Source organism: Streptomyces sp. NPDC047043, from assembly GCF_040644055.1.
GTDB lineage: Bacteria > Actinomycetota > Actinomycetes > Streptomycetales > Streptomycetaceae > Streptomyces.
On sequence record NZ_JBEYVO010000002.1, the window covers coordinates 121330 to 136629 of the forward strand.

The 15300-nt window shown below is 71.2% G+C and carries 19 protein-coding genes; 1 reads left to right on the forward strand and 18 read right to left on the reverse strand.

The annotated features are described in order from the left end of the window. Positions 1-60 precede the first annotated feature (60 nt). The 8 genes from trpA to hisI all read right to left on the reverse strand — a co-directional run bounded on the left by trpA (position 61) and on the right by hisI (position 6886). On the reverse strand, positions 61-879 hold the full coding sequence (trpA, locus tag ABZ880_RS03610; RefSeq protein ID WP_361256220.1) for a tryptophan synthase subunit alpha: 819 nt from the start codon (positions 877-879) through the stop codon (positions 61-63). Then, complete coding sequence (trpB, locus tag ABZ880_RS03615; protein WP_361256223.1) at positions 876-2159, reverse strand: tryptophan synthase subunit beta; 1284 nt, start codon at positions 2157-2159, stop codon at positions 876-878. The genes trpA and trpB overlap by 4 nt, the downstream gene beginning before the upstream one ends. Positions 2160-2454: 295 nt before the next feature. Then, a complete protein-coding gene (gene trpC, locus ABZ880_RS03620; protein WP_361256225.1) occupies positions 2455-3264 on the reverse strand; it encodes an indole-3-glycerol phosphate synthase TrpC in 810 nt (269 codons plus the stop codon). 144 nt (positions 3265-3408) lie between these two features. Continuing rightward, complete coding sequence (locus ABZ880_RS03625) at positions 3409-3855, reverse strand: DUF2752 domain-containing protein (RefSeq protein ID WP_361256228.1); 447 nt, start codon at positions 3853-3855, stop codon at positions 3409-3411. 91 nt (positions 3856-3946) lie between these two features. Beyond that, positions 3947-4201, reverse strand: a complete 255-nt coding sequence (locus tag ABZ880_RS03630; protein ID WP_361256231.1) for an HGxxPAAW family protein — start codon at positions 4199-4201, stop codon at positions 3947-3949. A 105-nt stretch (positions 4202-4306) separates the two neighbouring features. Further along, positions 4307-4948 carry a TIGR02234 family membrane protein gene (locus ABZ880_RS03635; RefSeq protein ID WP_361256234.1) on the reverse strand — a complete coding sequence of 214 codons (642 nt, stop codon included), beginning with the start codon at positions 4946-4948 and terminating at the stop codon, positions 4307-4309. 52 nt (positions 4949-5000) lie between these two features. Then, positions 5001-6479: an anthranilate synthase component I gene (locus ABZ880_RS03640; RefSeq protein ID WP_361256237.1), complete on the reverse strand. Its 1479-nt coding sequence runs from the start codon at positions 6477-6479 to the stop codon at positions 5001-5003. A gap of 11 nt (positions 6480-6490) precedes the next feature. After that, entirely contained in the window at positions 6491-6886 is a 396-nt protein-coding gene (gene hisI / locus ABZ880_RS03645; protein WP_361256240.1) for a phosphoribosyl-AMP cyclohydrolase, read from the reverse strand. Between the two features lie 83 nt (positions 6887-6969). On the opposite strand from hisI, the gene ABZ880_RS03650 reads away from it, so the two are divergent. Then, positions 6970-7605 (forward strand): TIGR03085 family metal-binding protein, encoded by a 636-nt coding sequence (locus ABZ880_RS03650; protein WP_361256242.1) that lies wholly within the window; start codon positions 6970-6972, stop codon positions 7603-7605. Positions 7606-7607: 2 nt separating this feature from the next. Here ABZ880_RS03650 and ABZ880_RS03655 read toward each other — a convergent pair whose 3' ends face one another. The 10 genes from ABZ880_RS03655 to hisD all read right to left on the reverse strand — a co-directional run bounded on the left by ABZ880_RS03655 (position 7608) and on the right by hisD (position 15279). Further along, positions 7608-8852 (reverse strand): MFS transporter, encoded by a 1245-nt coding sequence (locus ABZ880_RS03655; RefSeq protein ID WP_361256245.1) that lies wholly within the window; start codon positions 8850-8852, stop codon positions 7608-7610. Positions 8853-8862: 10 nt separating this feature from the next. Then, the gene (locus ABZ880_RS03660) at positions 8863-9453 is read right to left on the reverse strand and encodes a helix-turn-helix domain-containing protein (RefSeq protein ID WP_361256248.1); all 591 of its coding nucleotides are present in this window, start codon (positions 9451-9453) and stop codon (positions 8863-8865) included. 123 nt (positions 9454-9576) lie between these two features. Next, the gene (gene hisF, locus ABZ880_RS03665) at positions 9577-10332 is read right to left on the reverse strand and encodes an imidazole glycerol phosphate synthase subunit HisF (protein WP_361256251.1); all 756 of its coding nucleotides are present in this window, start codon (positions 10330-10332) and stop codon (positions 9577-9579) included. Continuing rightward, positions 10329-10727: a RidA family protein gene (locus ABZ880_RS03670; protein ID WP_361256253.1), complete on the reverse strand. Its 399-nt coding sequence runs from the start codon at positions 10725-10727 to the stop codon at positions 10329-10331. The genes hisF and ABZ880_RS03670 overlap by 4 nt, the downstream gene beginning before the upstream one ends. Continuing rightward, positions 10724-11449 carry a bifunctional 1-(5-phosphoribosyl)-5-((5-phosphoribosylamino)methylideneamino)imidazole-4-carboxamide isomerase/phosphoribosylanthranilate isomerase PriA gene (gene priA, locus ABZ880_RS03675; protein ID WP_361256257.1) on the reverse strand — a complete coding sequence of 242 codons (726 nt, stop codon included), beginning with the start codon at positions 11447-11449 and terminating at the stop codon, positions 10724-10726. Before priA ends, ABZ880_RS03670 begins: the two co-directional genes overlap by 4 nt. Before the next feature lie 3 nt (positions 11450-11452). Beyond that, positions 11453-12100, reverse strand: a complete 648-nt coding sequence (hisH, locus tag ABZ880_RS03680; RefSeq protein ID WP_361256260.1) for an imidazole glycerol phosphate synthase subunit HisH — start codon at positions 12098-12100, stop codon at positions 11453-11455. Next, the gene (locus tag ABZ880_RS03685) at positions 12091-12255 is read right to left on the reverse strand and encodes a hypothetical protein (RefSeq protein WP_361256263.1); all 165 of its coding nucleotides are present in this window, start codon (positions 12253-12255) and stop codon (positions 12091-12093) included. Before ABZ880_RS03685 ends, hisH begins: the two co-directional genes overlap by 10 nt. Beyond that, positions 12252-12845 carry an imidazoleglycerol-phosphate dehydratase HisB gene (gene hisB / locus ABZ880_RS03690; RefSeq protein WP_007381383.1) on the reverse strand — a complete coding sequence of 198 codons (594 nt, stop codon included), beginning with the start codon at positions 12843-12845 and terminating at the stop codon, positions 12252-12254. Before hisB ends, ABZ880_RS03685 begins: the two co-directional genes overlap by 4 nt. After that, the gene (locus tag ABZ880_RS03695; protein ID WP_361256266.1) at positions 12842-13957 is read right to left on the reverse strand and encodes a histidinol-phosphate transaminase; all 1116 of its coding nucleotides are present in this window, start codon (positions 13955-13957) and stop codon (positions 12842-12844) included. The genes hisB and ABZ880_RS03695 overlap by 4 nt, the downstream gene beginning before the upstream one ends. Then, a complete protein-coding gene (gene hisD, locus ABZ880_RS03700) occupies positions 13954-15279 on the reverse strand; it encodes a histidinol dehydrogenase (protein ID WP_361256269.1) in 1326 nt (441 codons plus the stop codon). Before hisD ends, ABZ880_RS03695 begins: the two co-directional genes overlap by 4 nt. Between the last annotated feature and the right edge of the window lie 21 nt (positions 15280-15300).

Sequence of the window (15300 nt, forward strand, 5' to 3'; positions counted from 1 at the left end):
TGCGCCTCCCCGGTCCCGGATCCACCCGTTCGGAGGACCCCCATGAAATGAACTGCTCGGTTACGCCTGTCCGCGCACACCCTTCGCGAGCTCACCGGCGAGCGCGCGGACGGCCTCGACACCGGCCGCGTCGTCCGGCGCGTCCAGCATCCGCTTGACGAAGGCCGAACCTACGATCACGCCGTCGGCGAACCCGGCCACCTCGGCGGCCTGCTCGGTGTTGGAGACGCCGAGCCCGACGCAGACGGGCAGGTCGGTGCCGGTGGCCCTGGTGCGCTCCACCAGGTCCTGGGCCTGCGCGCCGACCGACTCGCGCGTACCCGTGACGCCCATCAGCGAGGCGGCGTACACGAAGCCGGAGCCCGCCGCGGTGATCTGTGCGAGCCGCTCGTCCTTGCTGCTGGGCGCCACCACGAAGACCGTGGCGAGCCCGTGCTTCTCCGCGTGCTCCCTCCACAGCGCCGACTCCTGCACCGGCAGGTCGGGCAGGATGCAGCCCGCGCCACCGGCCTCGGCGAGCTCGGCGGTGAAGCGCTCGACGCCGTAGCGGTCGATGGGGTTCCAGTACGTCATGACGAGGATCGGCTTGCCGGTGGCCTCGTAGGCCTCCTTGACCGTGCGCATGACGTGCGCGATCTTGACGCCGCCGCGCAGGGCGATGTCGTCGGCGGTCTGGATGACGGGGCCGTCGAGGACGGGGTCGCTGTGCGGCAGACCCACCTCGACGACGTCCGCGCCGCCGTCGAGGACGGCCCTGATCGCCTCGATGCCGCCGTCCACGGTCGGGAACCCGGCCGGGAGGTAGGCGATGAGCGCGGAGCGCCCCTCCGCCTTCGCGCCGGCGAGGGTGTCCGTCAACAGCTGGATGTTCCCGCTCACTTGGCGTCCCCCTCGATCTCGGCGGTGTCGGCGGCGTTGGCCGCGACCTCGGCGTCGGTGTCGTACAGGCCGAAGTAACGGGCGGCGGTGTCCATGTCCTTGTCGCCGCGGCCGGACAGGTTGACGACGATCAGGCCGTCCTTGCCCAGCTCCTTGCCGACCTCCAGCGCGCCCGCGAGGGCGTGGGCGCTCTCGATCGCCGGGATGATGCCCTCGGTGCGCGAGAGCAGACGCAGGGCCTGCATCGCCGCGTCGTCGGTGACCGCGCGGTACTCGCCGCGGCCGGTGTCCTTGAGGTAGGAGTGCTCGGGCCCGATGCCCGGGTAGTCCAGGCCGGCCGAGATCGAGTACGGCTCGGTGATCTGGCCCTCGTCGTCCTGCAGGACGTAGGAGCGGGAGCCGTGCAGGATGCCGGGCTCGCCCGCGGTCAGGGTCGCCGCGTGCTCGCCGGTCTCGACGCCGTGGCCCGCGGGCTCGCAGCCGATGAGGCGTACGCCGGTGTCCGGGATGAACGCGTGGAAGAGACCGATGGCGTTGGAGCCGCCGCCGACACAGGCGATGGCGGCGTCGGGCAGGCGCCCGGCGCGCTCCAGGAGCTGGCGGCGGGCCTCGACACCGATGACGCGGTGGAAGTCGCGCACCATGGCCGGGAAGGGGTGCGGGCCGGCGACCGTACCGAAGAGGTAGTGGGTGTGGTCGACGTTGGCGACCCAGTCGCGGAAGGCCTCGTTGATGGCGTCCTTGAGCGTACGGCTGCCGGACTTCACCGCGACGACCTCGGCGCCGAGCATGCGCATGCGGGCCACGTTCAGGGCCTGGCGCTGGGTGTCGATCTCGCCCATGTAGATGGTGCACTCGAGGCCGAACAGCGCGCAGGCGGTGGCCGTCGCGACGCCGTGCTGGCCGGCGCCGGTCTCCGCGATGACGCGGGTCTTGCCCATGCGCTTGGTGAGCAGGGCCTGGCCGAGAACGTTGTTGATCTTGTGGGAGCCGGTGTGGTTGAGGTCTTCCCGCTTGAGGAAGATCCTTGCGCCGCCGGCGTGTTCGGCGAACCTCGGCACCTCGGTGAGGGAGCTGGGGCGGCCGGTGTAGTGGACCAGCAGGTCGTCGAGTTCGCGGGCGAACTCGGGGTCGTGCTTGGCCTTGTCGTACTCGACGGCGACCTCGTCCACGGCGGCGACGAGGGCCTCCGGGATGAACTTGCCGCCGAATGCGCCGAAGTAGCCTTCAGCGCTTGGGACTTGACCCTGGGGGTCGGGGATGAAGAACTCGCTGGGCATGCGGAAACCTCACGGTGAGTGTTTGGAATGACACTAATCGCCGTGGGGCGGGGGGTTCTCAGTCGACTGCGGGCCTGTTGTGGCTGGTCGCGCAGTTCCCCGCGCCCCTAAAGACCCGCTGCCATCGCCGCCCGTTCACCTGCCCGGGCTCGTCTCCGATGACGTACCTGACCCTACGACCGTGCACGCGCCGTGCCGGGGCGCGGCAACCACGAGGACGGCAGCCGCGCGCGAGGCGGGCGTACCGGTCCAGGGTCGTCACGGTGAGAGTCATCGGCGTCACTCTACCGGGTGATCAGCTGCGTCCGTGCCGCAGTGCGGGGTGCTCGCCCGCTGCCACCAGGTCGGAGACCGCGGACTTCGGGTCCTTGCCGGTGACCAGGGACTCGCCGACCAGGACCGCGTCGGCGCCGGCGTTGGCGTAGGCGATGAGGTCGTGGGGGCCGCGGACGCCGGACTCGGCGATCTTGACGATGCCGTCGGGGATCTCGGGTGCGACGCGCTCGAAGGTCCCGCGGTCGACCTCGAGGGTCTTCAGGTTGCGCGCGTTGACGCCGATGACCTTGGCGCCGGCGTCGACAGCACGCTCGACCTCTTCCTCGTCGTGCACCTCGACGATCGGGGTGAGGCCGATGGAGACCGCGCGCTCGATCAGCGATTCCAGGGCCGGCTGGTCGAGGGCGGCCACGATGAGCAGCACGAGGTCGGCGCCGTACGCGCGGGCCTCCCACAGCTGGTACGAGGTGACGATGAAGTCCTTGCGCAGGACGGGGATGTCCACGCGCGCACGAACCGCCTCCAGGTCGGCCAGCGAGCCGCCGAAGCGGCGCTGCTCGGTCAGGACGGAGATGACGGCCGCGCCGCCCGCCTCGTAGTCCGCGGCCAGTCCGGCGGGGTCGGCGATCGCGGCCAGCGCGCCCTTGGAGGGGCTGGAGCGCTTGACCTCGCAGATGACCTTGACGCCGTCGCCCGTGAGGGCGGCCAGCCCGTCCTTGGCCGCGGGAGCCTTCGCCGCGCGCTCCTTGAGCTCGTCGAGGCTGACGCGCGCCTGCCGCTCCGCGAGGTCGGCACGGACTCCGTCGATGATCTCGTCGAGCACACTCACGCGAGAGGCCCCCTTTCAGACGGTTGACTGTTCAAGCGGTTGACGCAAGGGAAAACCGATGGTCACTGCGATGGTATCCGGAGGAGGGCGTAGGCCTCGCATCCGGTTGACGCCGGTCCCACTACCTGGACATTCGCCCATTGATCAAGGATGTAGCCAGCCACCGAACGGCAGGTTCCGGACAACGGTGAAGACCAGCAACAACGTCCCCAGCGTCCACAGGTGCACCGGCCCGAGTTCGATCCGCAGCCGCCGTCCGCGCGCTGCGCGCACCACCCATACGGTCCACAGCACGGCGAAGCCCAGATAGCCGACGACGGCGAGCGCGTTGTCCTGGAGGGCCGCCAGGAGATCCCCGTGGATGAAGGAGTGCGCGCTGCGCAGTCCGCCGCAGCCGGGGCAGTAGATCCCGGTGAGCCGGTAGAGGGGGCAGACGGGGTAGTGGCCGGGCTGGTTCGGGTCCACCGCCGCCACGTAGGCGAAGGCCCCGGCGACGGCCGCCATGATCCCGGCGGGGACGGCGAGCCGCGCCGCGGTGGATCCGGGGGCGGGCGGCGTCACGGACTGGCTCTCGGCGTTCACGTCTCGCATTGTCCCCCCGAACGGGCCGCACGCACGCGTGAGGGGCGATCCGGCATTGGATCGCCCCTCAGCAGCCTTGCGCGCAGCGGTCGTACGCGAGTCAGCTCTTCGCGGTCACGGCCTGGCTCTCGGCCAGCGCCTCCTGGAACTTCTCGTGCGTGTCCTTGGGCTGGCCGAGGCCCATGGCGCTCATGATCCAGCCGACGACACCGCCGATGGCCACGATCGCCATGCCGGCCCAGAAGCCTGCGGGCTGGGCCATCACCATGAAGGCACCCGAGACGCAGAAACCGATGAAGGCGATAGTGACACCGGTCCAGGCGGCCGGGGTGTGACCGTGGCTGCTGCCCGCCATGACTTGCTCCTCGTTGCTGTGTACGTGTCTGAGCCCGATGCTCATCCGACATTGTTCCGTACGCGCGCACGTGCGCTGCTCGGGGGTCTCTCCTCGCGCGTGGCGTTACGCGCCGGTGGGGTCTTCACCGCGGTCGAGTGCCTTCCAGAGGTCCTCGGGGCGGTCGGGGTCGAGGGCGGCGGGCTTGCGGCGGGGCCTCGGGGCGCCGCTGCGTTCGTAGCGGCCGGACATGGCGGGCCAGTGGCGGCCGTAGCGCAGGGCGAGCAGTCCGGCCAGGAGGATCAGCGCGCCGCCGACCGCGGCCACGTACGGCCAGGCGGTGTGGCTGAGGGCGTGCACGGTGGCCGAGGTGTCGCCGGCGGCCTGGGCGGCCTGCTCGTCGAGCGCGGAGCTGTCGGAGGCGCCGAGCAGGGCGGCGGCGACGGTGCCGGCGCCGCAGAGCGCGAGCAGGGCCGAGACCAGCAGGCGGCCCGACCTGCGGACGGCGAAGACGGCGACGAGCGCGGCGAGGCCCACTATGGCGAGCGCCGCGGGAACGCCCGTGACGTCGCTGCCCTTGGCGGTCAGCGGGAAGGCGCCGCCGGCCACCGTCGCGGTGCCCTCCGACCAGCGCTGACGGGTGGCCAGCAGCGCCACGGCCGCGCCGAGGGCACCGCACAGCAGGGCAATGGCGAGGCTCCGGCGGCTTGCGCGCGCGGACCCTTCGGCTTGGGAACGGGGATGAGGAACAGCAGTCACGTACTCCACTATCGCCCGAACCCCGGGCGAACCGTCACCCGGGGTTCACGTGAGACGCGCCCTATTTCCGCAGCCGGTTCGCCGTGTGGACCGCGCGGAGCACGGCCGCCGCCTTGTTGCGGCACTCCTGGTCCTCGGCGACGGGGTCGGAGTCGGCGACGATGCCGGCGCCCGCCTGGACGTACGCCGTGCCGTCGCGGAGCAGGGCGGTGCGGATGGCGATGGCGGTGTCGGAGTCGCCCGCGAAGTCGAGGTAGCCGACGCAGCCGCCGTACAACCCCCGCCGGGACGGCTCGAGTTCGTCGATGATCTGCATCGCGCGGGGCTTGGGGGCGCCGGAGAGGGTGCCCGCGGGGAAGCAGGCGGTCAGGACGTCGAAGGCGGTGCGGCCCTCGGCGACCTTGCCGGTGACGGTCGAGACGATGTGCATCACGTGGGAGTACCGCTCGATGGACATGAAGTCGACGACCTCGACCGAGCCGGGCTCGCAGACCCGCCCCAGGTCGTTGCGGCCCAGGTCGACGAGCATCAGGTGCTCGGCGCGCTCCTTGGGGTCGGCGAGCAGTTCGTCGGCGAGGGCCTGGTCCTCCTGCGGAGTCGCCCCGCGGTGTCGCGTGCCGGCGATGGGGTGGACCATCGCCTGCCCGTCCTCGACCTTGACCAGGGCCTCGGGGGACGAGCCCACGACATCGAAGCCGTCGAAGCGGAACAGGTACATGTACGGCGACGGGTTGGTCGCCCTGAGGACCCGGTAGACGTCCAACGCGCTTGCCGTACAAGGCGTTTCGAAGCGCTGCGACGGTACGACCTGGAAGGCCTCCCCGGCCCGGATGCGCTCCTTGACGTCCTCGACGGCCTCCTGGAAGTCGGGGCCGCCCCACAGCGCGGTGTACTCGGGGAGTTCGGAGGGCGGCAGGACGGCGGGCGGCTGGGCCACCGCGCGCGAGAGGTCGGCCTCCATGGCGTCCAGGCGGGCCACCGCGTCCGCGTACGCCTCGTCGACGCCGGTGTCGAGGTCGTTGTGGTTGATCGCGTTGGCGATCAGCAGGACCGAGCCCTCCCAGTGGTCCATCACGGCGAGGTCGCTGGTGAGGAGCATGGTCAGCTCGGGCAGCTTGAGGTCGTCGCGCTCACCGGGGCCGATCTTCTCCAGGCGGCGGACGATGTCGTAGCCCAGGTAGCCGACCATGCCGCCGGTGAAGGGCGGCAGGCCCTCCTGGTGGGGGGTGTGCAGGGCCTCGATGGTGGCGCGCAGGGCCGCAAGGGGGTCGCCGTCGACGGGGACGCCGACGGGCGGGGTGCCGAGCCAGTGGGCCTGGCCGTCGCGCGCGGTGAGCGTGGCGGCGGAGCGGACGCCCACGAAGGAATAGCGGGACCAGGAGCGGCCGTTCTCCGCGGACTCCAGCAGGAACGTGCCGGGGCGCTCGGCGGCGAGCTTGCGGTAGAGGGCGACCGGGGTGTCGCCGTCGGCCAGGAGCTTGCGCGTGACGGGGATGACGCGGCGGTCGGTGGCCAGCTTGCGGAACGTCTCGAGGTCCATGGCGGCTGACCTTACTGATCCGCGGACGGTGCGCCGGAACCGGCGCCGTCCTTGAGGAGCACGTCGGCGTCGAAGCAGGTGCGCGCGCCGGTGTGGCAGGCGGCGCCGACCTGGTCGACCTTGACCAGCACGGTGTCGGCGTCGCAGTCCAGGGCGACCGACTTGACCCACTGGAAGTGGCCGGAGGTGTCGCCCTTGACCCAGTACTCCTGGCGGCTGCGCGACCAGTAGGTGCAGCGGCCGGTGGTGAGGGTGCGGTGCAGCGCCTCGTCGTCCATCCAGCCGAGCATGAGCACCTCACCGGTGTCGTACTGCTGGGCGATGGCGGGGACGAGCCCGTCGGCGCTGCGCTTGAGGCGCGCGGCGATCTCCGGCTCGAGGCTGCTGGGCGACGGCGTGCTGGTCATGGGTGCCATTGTGCCGCGCGCAACTGACAGTGACCGCCGGGTGTCCACTGGGCGGACCCCCAGGGTGGTCGTAGGCTGACTGCATGTCGACTTTCGCCAAGCGTGAACGACTTCTCCTGGCCGATCTGTTGGAGGCCGAGGGCCCGGACGCCCCGACTCTCTGCGAGGGCTGGCGGACCCGTGACCTCGCCGCGCACGTGGTGGTGCGCGAGCGCCGTCCGGACGCCGCCGGCGGCCTCCTGATCAAGCAGCTCGCGCCGCGCCTGGAACGGGTGATGGCCGAGTTCACCGCGAAGCCGTACGAGGAACTGATCCAGCTGATCCGTACGGGCCCGCCGCGCTTCTCGCCGTTCCAGCTCAAGCAGGTCGACGAGTTGTCGAACACGGTCGAGTTCTACGTCCACACCGAGGACGTCCGCCGTGCGCAGCCCGACTGGACTCCGCGCGAGCTCGACGGGGTCTTCCAGGACGCCCTGTGGTCCCGTCTCGAGCGCTCCGCCCGCCTGATGGGCCGCAGCGCACCGACGGGACTGGTGCTGCGCCGCCCGGACGGACAGACGGCGGTCGCCCACCGCGGGACGCCCGTGGTGACGGTGACCGGCGAGCCGTCGGAGCTGCTGCTGTTCTCCTACGGCCGGCAGAACGAGGCCAAGGTGGAGCTGGACGGCGACAAGGAAGCGGTCGCCAAGCTGCACGAGGCGAAGCAGCTCGGTATCTGACGTCAGCGGGGCAGTTCGGCGCGGCGCAGGTCGCGGACGCACAGCGCGACCACGCCGCCCAGCCCGCACAGAACGGCGCTGACGACGAAGACGGGGCCCGTGCCCCAGGCGCCGATCGCCACGGCGGACAGCGGCATGCTCAGCGGGGTGAGGCCGAGGCTGACCAGGCTGGCGACGGCGGTGACGCGGCCGAGGTAGGCGGGGTCGGCCTGGGTCTGCAGCAGGGCCCCGCACATGGCGCCGCTGAGCCCGGTGAGCAGCCCGATCAGCAGGGCCGTGCCGACGGCGGCGACGACGGTCGGTGCGAACGCGAGGCCGCCGACGGCGACGGAACCCGCCAGGATCGACCAGCCGGCGACGCGCCCTGCGTGCGGCAGCCGCCCCCGTACGGTCAGCAGCAGCGAGGCGGCGCCCGCGCCGACACCGAACCCGGCGAGCACCCAGCCCATCCCGGCGGCGCCCCAGCCGCGCTCGTCGGACAGCAGGGTCAGGCCCACGTTGAGCGGTCCGACGAAGCCGAGGTCGCCGAGGGCGATGGCCAGCATCAGCGGCGCCAGCACCCGGTGGCGGCGGACGTAGCCGAGTCCGGACACCAGGTCGGCCCAGGCGGTCCCGCCGCGCGAGCCCGCGGTGTCGTCCGGCGGCAACTCCCGTATCCGTACGGAGACCAGCAGCGGCACCGACACGGCTATCAGCAGCCCCGCGAGGCCGAACGCGGCCGCCGCGCCGCCCAGCGCCACGCCGAGCCCGCCGAGCGGGCCGCCGACGACGCTCGCGAACCGGATCGCGAGGCCCCGCATGCCCTGCACGCGCGCGAGCTGGCCACGGCTCGTCACGCGCGCGGGGAGCGCACCGACGGCCGGCACGAACACGGCGTCGACGGTGCCGAAGACCAGAGCGAGCAGGGCCAGCGGCCACAGCCCGGGCCTGGTGAGGAACAGCAGCGCGGCCACCGCGAGGACGGCGGCACAGCGCACGGCGTCACTGCCGATGACGACCCGGCGAGGGCCGAGCCGGTCGGCGACCACTCCCCCGCCCAGCATCAGCAGCGCCCGCGGCACGGCACTCGCCGTCATCACGAGCCCCGCCTGCGAGGGCGTACCGGCCTGTACCGCGGCCCAGGACAGGGCGAGGTAGTAGACGCTGTCGCCGACCATGGAGGACGTGTAGGCGGCGAGCCAGCGCAGGACGTTGCCGTCGCGGTGGGCGGCGCGCTCTCCGGCAGCGATGGTGAGCGTCGAAGCCACGGTGGTCCTCTCAGGTACGGAACGGGAAGGCATACGTGTGCACTGCGACGTTCTCGCGCCCCTCGGTGTCACCGGCGGCGTCGGCGGCCCGGCCCTGCCGGTCGTACCTCTGCAGGAGCGCGAGCATTTCCTTGGTCAGCTCGGCCAGTTCGTCCGCCGTGAGGCGCAGCGCGGACTCGGTGGACTCGGCCGTCCGGTTCCACTCGGGGTTCCAGTGCGCGCGCTCGTCCAGCCAGCGCCGGTACATGTCCATGCGCTGCTCGGCGAAGAGCCTGCTGGCCGCGGTGTGCGCCGCCGCCTGCTCGGGGGCGTCGCTGAAGTCCTCCTGGTGGATGCTGACGCCGTCCGAGGCGGGCTGCCACCACCGCTCCCGGCCGTCCGCGCTCTGCGGCTCGGCCTCCTCGATGAGCCCGTGCTCGGCAAGCTTGCGCAGATGGTAGCTGACCAGTGCGACGGCCTCGTCGACCTGCTCGGCCAGCTGTGAAGCGGTGGCGACCTGCATCAGCGTCAGATTGCGGCACAGCCTCATCCGCAGCGGATGCGCGAGCGCCTTCAGCGTTCCCACGTCCGTGATCCGGCGGTCCCTCTCCCTGCTCGTCATGGCCCCACCGTAGATACGAAAGGAACGTTGCGCAATGTATTTTGCGCAACTTCTCTTTTGTATCTGCCCGTAAGTAAGCCCCGGTCACCTTGGTGGCCGGGGCTACTTCAACGCTTCGGAGCGTCACCGCACGGGATGTCCCGCTCCCCGCAACGCGTCCTTGACCTCGCCGATCCGCAGATCCCCGAAGTGGAAGACGGAAGCCGCCAGCACCGCGTCCGCGCCCGCCACGATCGCCGGTGCGAAGTCGGCGAGCTTGCCCGCGCCGCCCGACGCGATCACAGGGACCGTCACGTGCTTGCGGACCGCCGCGATCATCTCCAGGTCGTAGCCGTCCTTCGTGCCGTCCGCGTCCATCGAGTTGAGCAGGATCTCGCCCGCGCCCAGCTCCGCGGCCCGGTGCGCCCACTCGACGGCGTCGATGCCGGTGCCCTTGCGGCCGCCGTGGGTGGTGACCTCGAAGGACCCGCTCTCGGTGCGCCGCGCGTCCACGGACAGGACGAGCACCTGGCGGCCGAACCGCTCGGCGATCTCGCGGATCAGGTCCGGACGGGCGATCGCGGCGGTGTTCACGCCGACCTTGTCCGCACCCGCCCGCAGCAGCTTGTCCACGTCCTCGGCCGTGCGGACACCGCCGCCGACCGTCAGCGGGATGAACACCTGCTCGGCGGTGCGGCGCACCACGTCGTACGTCGTCTCGCGGTTGCCCGAGGACGCGGTGATGTCCAGGAACGTCAGCTCGTCGGCGCCCTCGGCGTCGTACACCTTGGCCATCTCGACGGGGTCGCCCGCGTCGCGCAGGTTCTGGAAGTTGACGCCCTTGACGACCCGGCCGTTGTCCACGTCCAGGCAGGGGATGACTCGTACGGCAAGGGTCATGCTGGGGATTCTCCTCGGAACGCCTCCACCTCGACCTCGACGACCAGGCTGGGGTCCACGAAGCCGGAGACGATGATCATGGATGCGGCGGGTCGGACGGCGTCGAACAGCTCCTTGTGAGCGCGTCCCACGTCCTCCACGTCCCGGGCATGGGTGAGGTACATGCGCGTACGCACGACATCGTCACGACCGAGCCCCAGCTCCTCCAGCGCCGCGAACGCGACGTTGAAGGCGTTGACCGTCTGCTCGTACGGACCGCCTCCGGCGATCTGGCCGTCCACTATCGAGGTGCAGCCGGCGACCAGCACCAGGCCGTTCGGCAGTTCCACCGCACGGGAGTACCCGAAGGACTCCTCCCAGGGCGCACCGGTCGTGACGCGTCGTACGTCGCTCACTGGGCTACCGCCTCCAAGGCCTCTTCCAGGGTGAACGCCTTTGCGTACAGGGCCTTCCCGACGATGGAGCCCTCGACACCGAGGGGTACCAGCTCGGCGATGGCGCGCAGGTCGTCGAGGGACGACACGCCGCCGGACGCCACGACCGGACGGTCCGTCGCCGCGCAGACGTTGCGCAGCAGCTCCAAGTTGGGGCCCTGCAGGGTGCCGTCCTTGGCGATGTCGGTGACGACGTACCGCGCGCAGCCCTCCTTGTTGAGGCGCTCCAGCGTCTCGTAGAGGTCGCCGCCGTCGCGGGTCCAGCCGCGGCCGCGCAGCGTCGTGCCGCGTACGTCCAGGCCCACCGCGATCTTGTCGCCGTGCTCGGCGATGACCTTGGCGACCCACTCCGGGGTCTCCAGGGCGGCCGTGCCGAGGTTCACCCGGGTGCAGCCGGTGGCGAGGGCGGCGGCAAGAGTGTCGTCGTCGCGGATACCGCCGGACAGCTCCACCTTGATGTCCATCGCCTTGGCGACCTCGGCGATCAGCTCACGGTTGTCGCCGGTGCCGAAGGCGGCGTCCAGGTCGACCAGGTGCAGCCACTCGGCGCCCGACCGCTGCCAGGCGAGGGCGGCCTCCAGGGGGGAGCCGTACGAGGTCTCCGTGCCGGACTCGCCGTGCACGAGGCGGACGGCCTGGCCGTCACGGACGTCGACGGCGGGGAGGAGTTCGAGCTTGGCCATGGTCTACAGGGTTCCGATCCAGTTGGTGAGCAGCTGCGCTCCGGCGTCGCCGGACTTCTCGGGGTGGAACTGGGTGGCCCACAGGGCGCCGTTCTCGACGGCGGCCACGAAGGGCTTGCCGTGCGTCGACCAGGTCACGAGCGGGGCGCGCATCGCCGGGTTCGCGGTCTCCAGGGACCAGTCGTGGACGGCGTAGGAGTGCACGAAGTAGAAGCGCGCGTCGGCGTCCAGGCCGGCGAAGAGCTCGGAGTCGGCGGGCGCCTCGACGGTGTTCCAGCCCATGTGGGGCACGATCTCGGCCTGCAGCGGCTCGACCGAGCCGGGCCACTCGTCGAGGCCCTCGGTCTCCACGCCGTGCTCGATGCCGCGCGCGAAGAGGATCTGCATGCCGACGCAGATGCCCATGACCGGGCGGCCGCCGGACAGCCGGCGGTCGACGATCCAGTCGCCGCGCGCCTCCTTCAGGCCCTGCATACAGGCGGCGAAGGCGCCGACGCCCGGCACCAGCAGGCCGTCGGCGTTCATGGCCCGGTCGAAGTCACGGGTGATCTCGACGTCGGCTCCCGTGCGGGCGAGAGCGCGCTCGGCGGACCGTACGTTCCCGAAGCCGTAGTCGAAGACCACGACCTTCTTGGGGCTGCTCAATTCCACACCTCCAGCCTCAGGACACCGGCGACGAGACACAACGCGGCGCTTATGGAGAGCAGCACGACGAGGCTCTTCGGCATCTCCTGCTTGACGAAGGAGATGATGCCGCCGACCAGGAAGAGGCCGACGACGATCAGGATGGTGGACAGCCCGTTCACAGCGCGCCCTTCGTGGACGGAAGGATGCCGGCGGCGCGCGGGTCGCGCTCGGAGGCGTAGCGCAGGGCCCGCGCCAGCGCCTTGAACTGGCACTCCACGATGTGGTGCGCGTTGCGCCCGTACGGCACGTGCACGTGCAGCGCGATCTGGGCCTGGGCGACGAAGGACTCCAGGATGTGCCGGGTCATCGTCGTGTCGTACTCGCCGATCATCGGCGCCATGTTCTCGGGCTCGGTGTGCACGAGGTAGGGGCGGCCGGACAGGTCGACGGTCACCTGGGCGAGGGACTCGTCCAGCGGCACGGTGCAGTTGCCGAATCGATAAATCCCCACCTTGTCGCCGAGCGCCTGCTTGAAGGCGGCGCCGAGCGCGAGGGCGGTGTCCTCGATGGTGTGGTGCGAGTCGATGTGCAGGTCGCCCTCGGTCTTCACGGTCAGGTCGAACAGACCGTGCCGGCCGAGCTGGTCGAGCATGTGGTCGTAGAAGCCGACACCCGTCGACACCTCGACCTTGCCGCTGCCGTCGAGATCGATCTCGACGAGCACCGACGTCTCCTTGGTCACCCGCTCCACGCGTCCAACGCGGCTCATGCGCTCTGCTCCTTCTTCAGTTCACGTACCGCGTCGAGGAACGCGTCGTTCTCCTCCGGGGTTCCGGCGGACACCCGCAGCCATCCCGGAATGCCGTTGTCCCGGACCAGCACACCGTGGTCGAGGATCTTCTGCCAGGCGGCATGCGACCCACCCTCGCCCTCGAACAGCCCGAACTGCACGAAGTTGGCGTCGGACTCCACGACCTCGTATCCGAGCGCGCGCAGCTCGCTCACCAGCCGGTCCCGCTCCGACTTCAGCTGCTCGACGTACTTCAGCAGCGTGTCGGTGTGCTCCAGGGCGGCCAGCGCGGTCGCCTGGGTGACGGCCGACAGGTGGTACGGCAGCCGTACCAGCTGGACGGCGTCGACCACGGCCGGGTGCGCGGCGAGGTAGCCGAGACGCAGGCCCGCCGCGCCGAAGGCCTTCGACATCGTCCGGGAGACGACGAGATTCGGCCGACCTTCGAGCAGCGGCAGCAGCGAGTCGCCGTGGCTGAACTCGACGTAGGCCTCGTCGACGATCACCATCGACGGCTTCGCGGCCTGCGCGGCCTCGTACAGCGCGAGGACCGTCTCGCGCGGGACCGCATTGCCCGTGGGGTTGTTGGGAGTCGTGATGAAGACGACGTCCGGCTTGTTCTCGGCGATCCACTGCTCGGCGGCCTGGAGGTCGATCGAGAAGTCCTCGTTGCGCGGACCCGAGATCCAGCCCGTGCCGGTGCCTCGCGCGATGAGGCCGTGCATCGAGTACGACGGTTCGAAGCCGATGGCCGTACGGCCCGGCCCGCCGAAGGTCTGCAGCAGCTGCTGGATGACCTCGTTGGAGCCGTTGGCGGCCCAGACGTTGGCCAGGCCGAGCTCGTAACCGGACGTGTCCGTCAGGTACTTGGCGAGCTGCGTGCGCAGCTCGACGGCGTCGCGGTCCGGGTAGCGGTTGAGGTCGCGGGCAGCCTCGCGGACGCGCTCGGCGATGCGCTCGACCAGCGGCTCGGGCAGCTGGTAGGGGTTCTCGTTGGTGTTCAGCCGTACGGGGACGTCCAACTGGGGCGCGCCGTAAGGGGACTTGCCGCGCAGCTCGTCCCGTACGGGCAGATCGTCGATGCCGGTCACTTGCTCTCGGGAACCTTCCATCCGAACCTGGCCTTGATCGCCGCCCCGTGGGCCGGCAGGTCCTCCGCCTCCGCCAGCGTCACCACGTGATGCGCGACCTCGGCCAGCGCGTCCTTCGTGTAGTCGACGATGTGGATGCCGCGCAGGAAGGACTGGACGGACAGACCGGAGGAGTGGCAGGCGCAACCGCCGGTGGGCAGGACGTGGTTGGAGCCGGCCGCGTAGTCGCCGAGCGAGACCGGCGCCCAGGGGCCGATGAAGACGGCGCCCGCATTGCGAACCCGGTCGGCCACGGCAGCGGCATCGGCCGTCTGGATCTCCAGGTGCTCGGCGCCGTACGCGTCGACCACCCGCAGCCCCTCGTCGACGCCGTCGACGAGGACGATCGCGGACTGCCTGCCCCTGAGGGCCGGGACGATCCGGTCCTCGATGTGCCTGGTGGCCGCGACCTGCGGCTCCAGCTCCTTCTCCACCGCGTCCGCGAGCGCCACGGAGTCGGTGACCAGGACGGCGGCGGCCAGCGGGTCGTGCTCGGCCTGGCTGATCAGGTCGGCGGCGACGTGCACCGGGTCGGCCGTGTCGTCCGCGAGGATCGCGATCTCGGTCGGGCCGGCCTCGGCGTCGATGCCGATCTTGCCGGTGAAGTAGCGCTTGGCGGCGGCGACCCAGATGTTGCCGGGGCCGGTGACCATGTTGGCGGGCGGGCAGGACTCGGTGCCGTACGCGAACATCGCGACCGCGGTGGCGCCACCGGCCGCGTACACCTCGTCGACGCCGAGCAGGGCGCAGGCGGCGAGGATCGTCGGGTGCGGCAGGCCGCCGAACTCGGCCTGGGCGGGCGAGGCGAGCGCGATGGACTCGACCCCCGCTTCCTGCGCGGGCACCACGTTCATGACCACGGAGGACGGGTAGACCGAGCGCCCGCCGGGCGCGTACAGCCCGACCCGCTCGACCGGGACCCACTTCTCGGTGACCGAACCGCCGGGCACGACCTGTGTGGTGTGCGTCGTACGGCGCTGCTCGCGGTGGACGAGCCGGGCGCGCCGGATGGACTCCTCCAGGGCGGCCCGCACGGCCGGGTCGAGCTCTTCGAGGGCCTTTTCGAGAGCCTCGGCGGGCACCCGCACCCGGTCGAGCCGGACGCCGTCGAACTTCTCGGCGAAGTCGATCAGCGCCGCGTCGCCCCGATGATGCACGGCTTCGCAGATCGGACGCACCTTCTCGAGGGCGGCCTGAACGTCGAAGTCGGCTCGGGGCAGCAGGTCGCGCAGGGCGGGGCCCTCGGGGAGGGCGTCGCCGCGCAGATCGATTCGGGAGATCACGGGCTCAATTCTCTCAGACCC

What these genes read in the sequence shown, in the direction of transcription:
- trpB (WP_361256223.1), bottom strand. Translation starts at nt 2,159, where the DNA reads ATGCCCAGCGAGTTCTTCATCCCCGACCCCCAGGGTCAAGTCCCAAGC.
- ABZ880_RS03625 (WP_361256228.1), bottom strand. Translation starts at nt 3,855, where the DNA reads ATGCGAGACGTGAACGCCGAGAGCCAGTCCGTGACGCCGCCCGCCCCC.
- ABZ880_RS03630 (WP_361256231.1), bottom strand. Translation starts at nt 4,201, where the DNA reads ATGGCGGGCAGCAGCCACGGTCACACCCCGGCCGCCTGGACCGGTGTC.
- ABZ880_RS03640 (WP_361256237.1), bottom strand. Translation starts at nt 6,479, where the DNA reads ATGGACCTCGAGACGTTCCGCAAGCTGGCCACCGACCGCCGCGTCATC.
- hisI (WP_361256240.1), bottom strand. Translation starts at nt 6,886, where the DNA reads ATGACCAGCACGCCGTCGCCCAGCAGCCTCGAGCCGGAGATCGCCGCG.
- ABZ880_RS03650 (WP_361256242.1), top strand. Translation starts at nt 6,970, where the DNA reads ATGTCGACTTTCGCCAAGCGTGAACGACTTCTCCTGGCCGATCTGTTG.
- ABZ880_RS03660 (WP_361256248.1), bottom strand. Translation starts at nt 9,453, where the DNA reads ATGACGAGCAGGGAGAGGGACCGCCGGATCACGGACGTGGGAACGCTG.
- hisF (WP_361256251.1), bottom strand. Translation starts at nt 10,332, where the DNA reads ATGACCCTTGCCGTACGAGTCATCCCCTGCCTGGACGTGGACAACGGC.
- priA (WP_361256257.1), bottom strand. Translation starts at nt 11,449, where the DNA reads ATGGCCAAGCTCGAACTCCTCCCCGCCGTCGACGTCCGTGACGGCCAG.
- hisB (WP_007381383.1), bottom strand. Translation starts at nt 12,845, where the DNA reads ATGAGCCGCGTTGGACGCGTGGAGCGGGTGACCAAGGAGACGTCGGTG.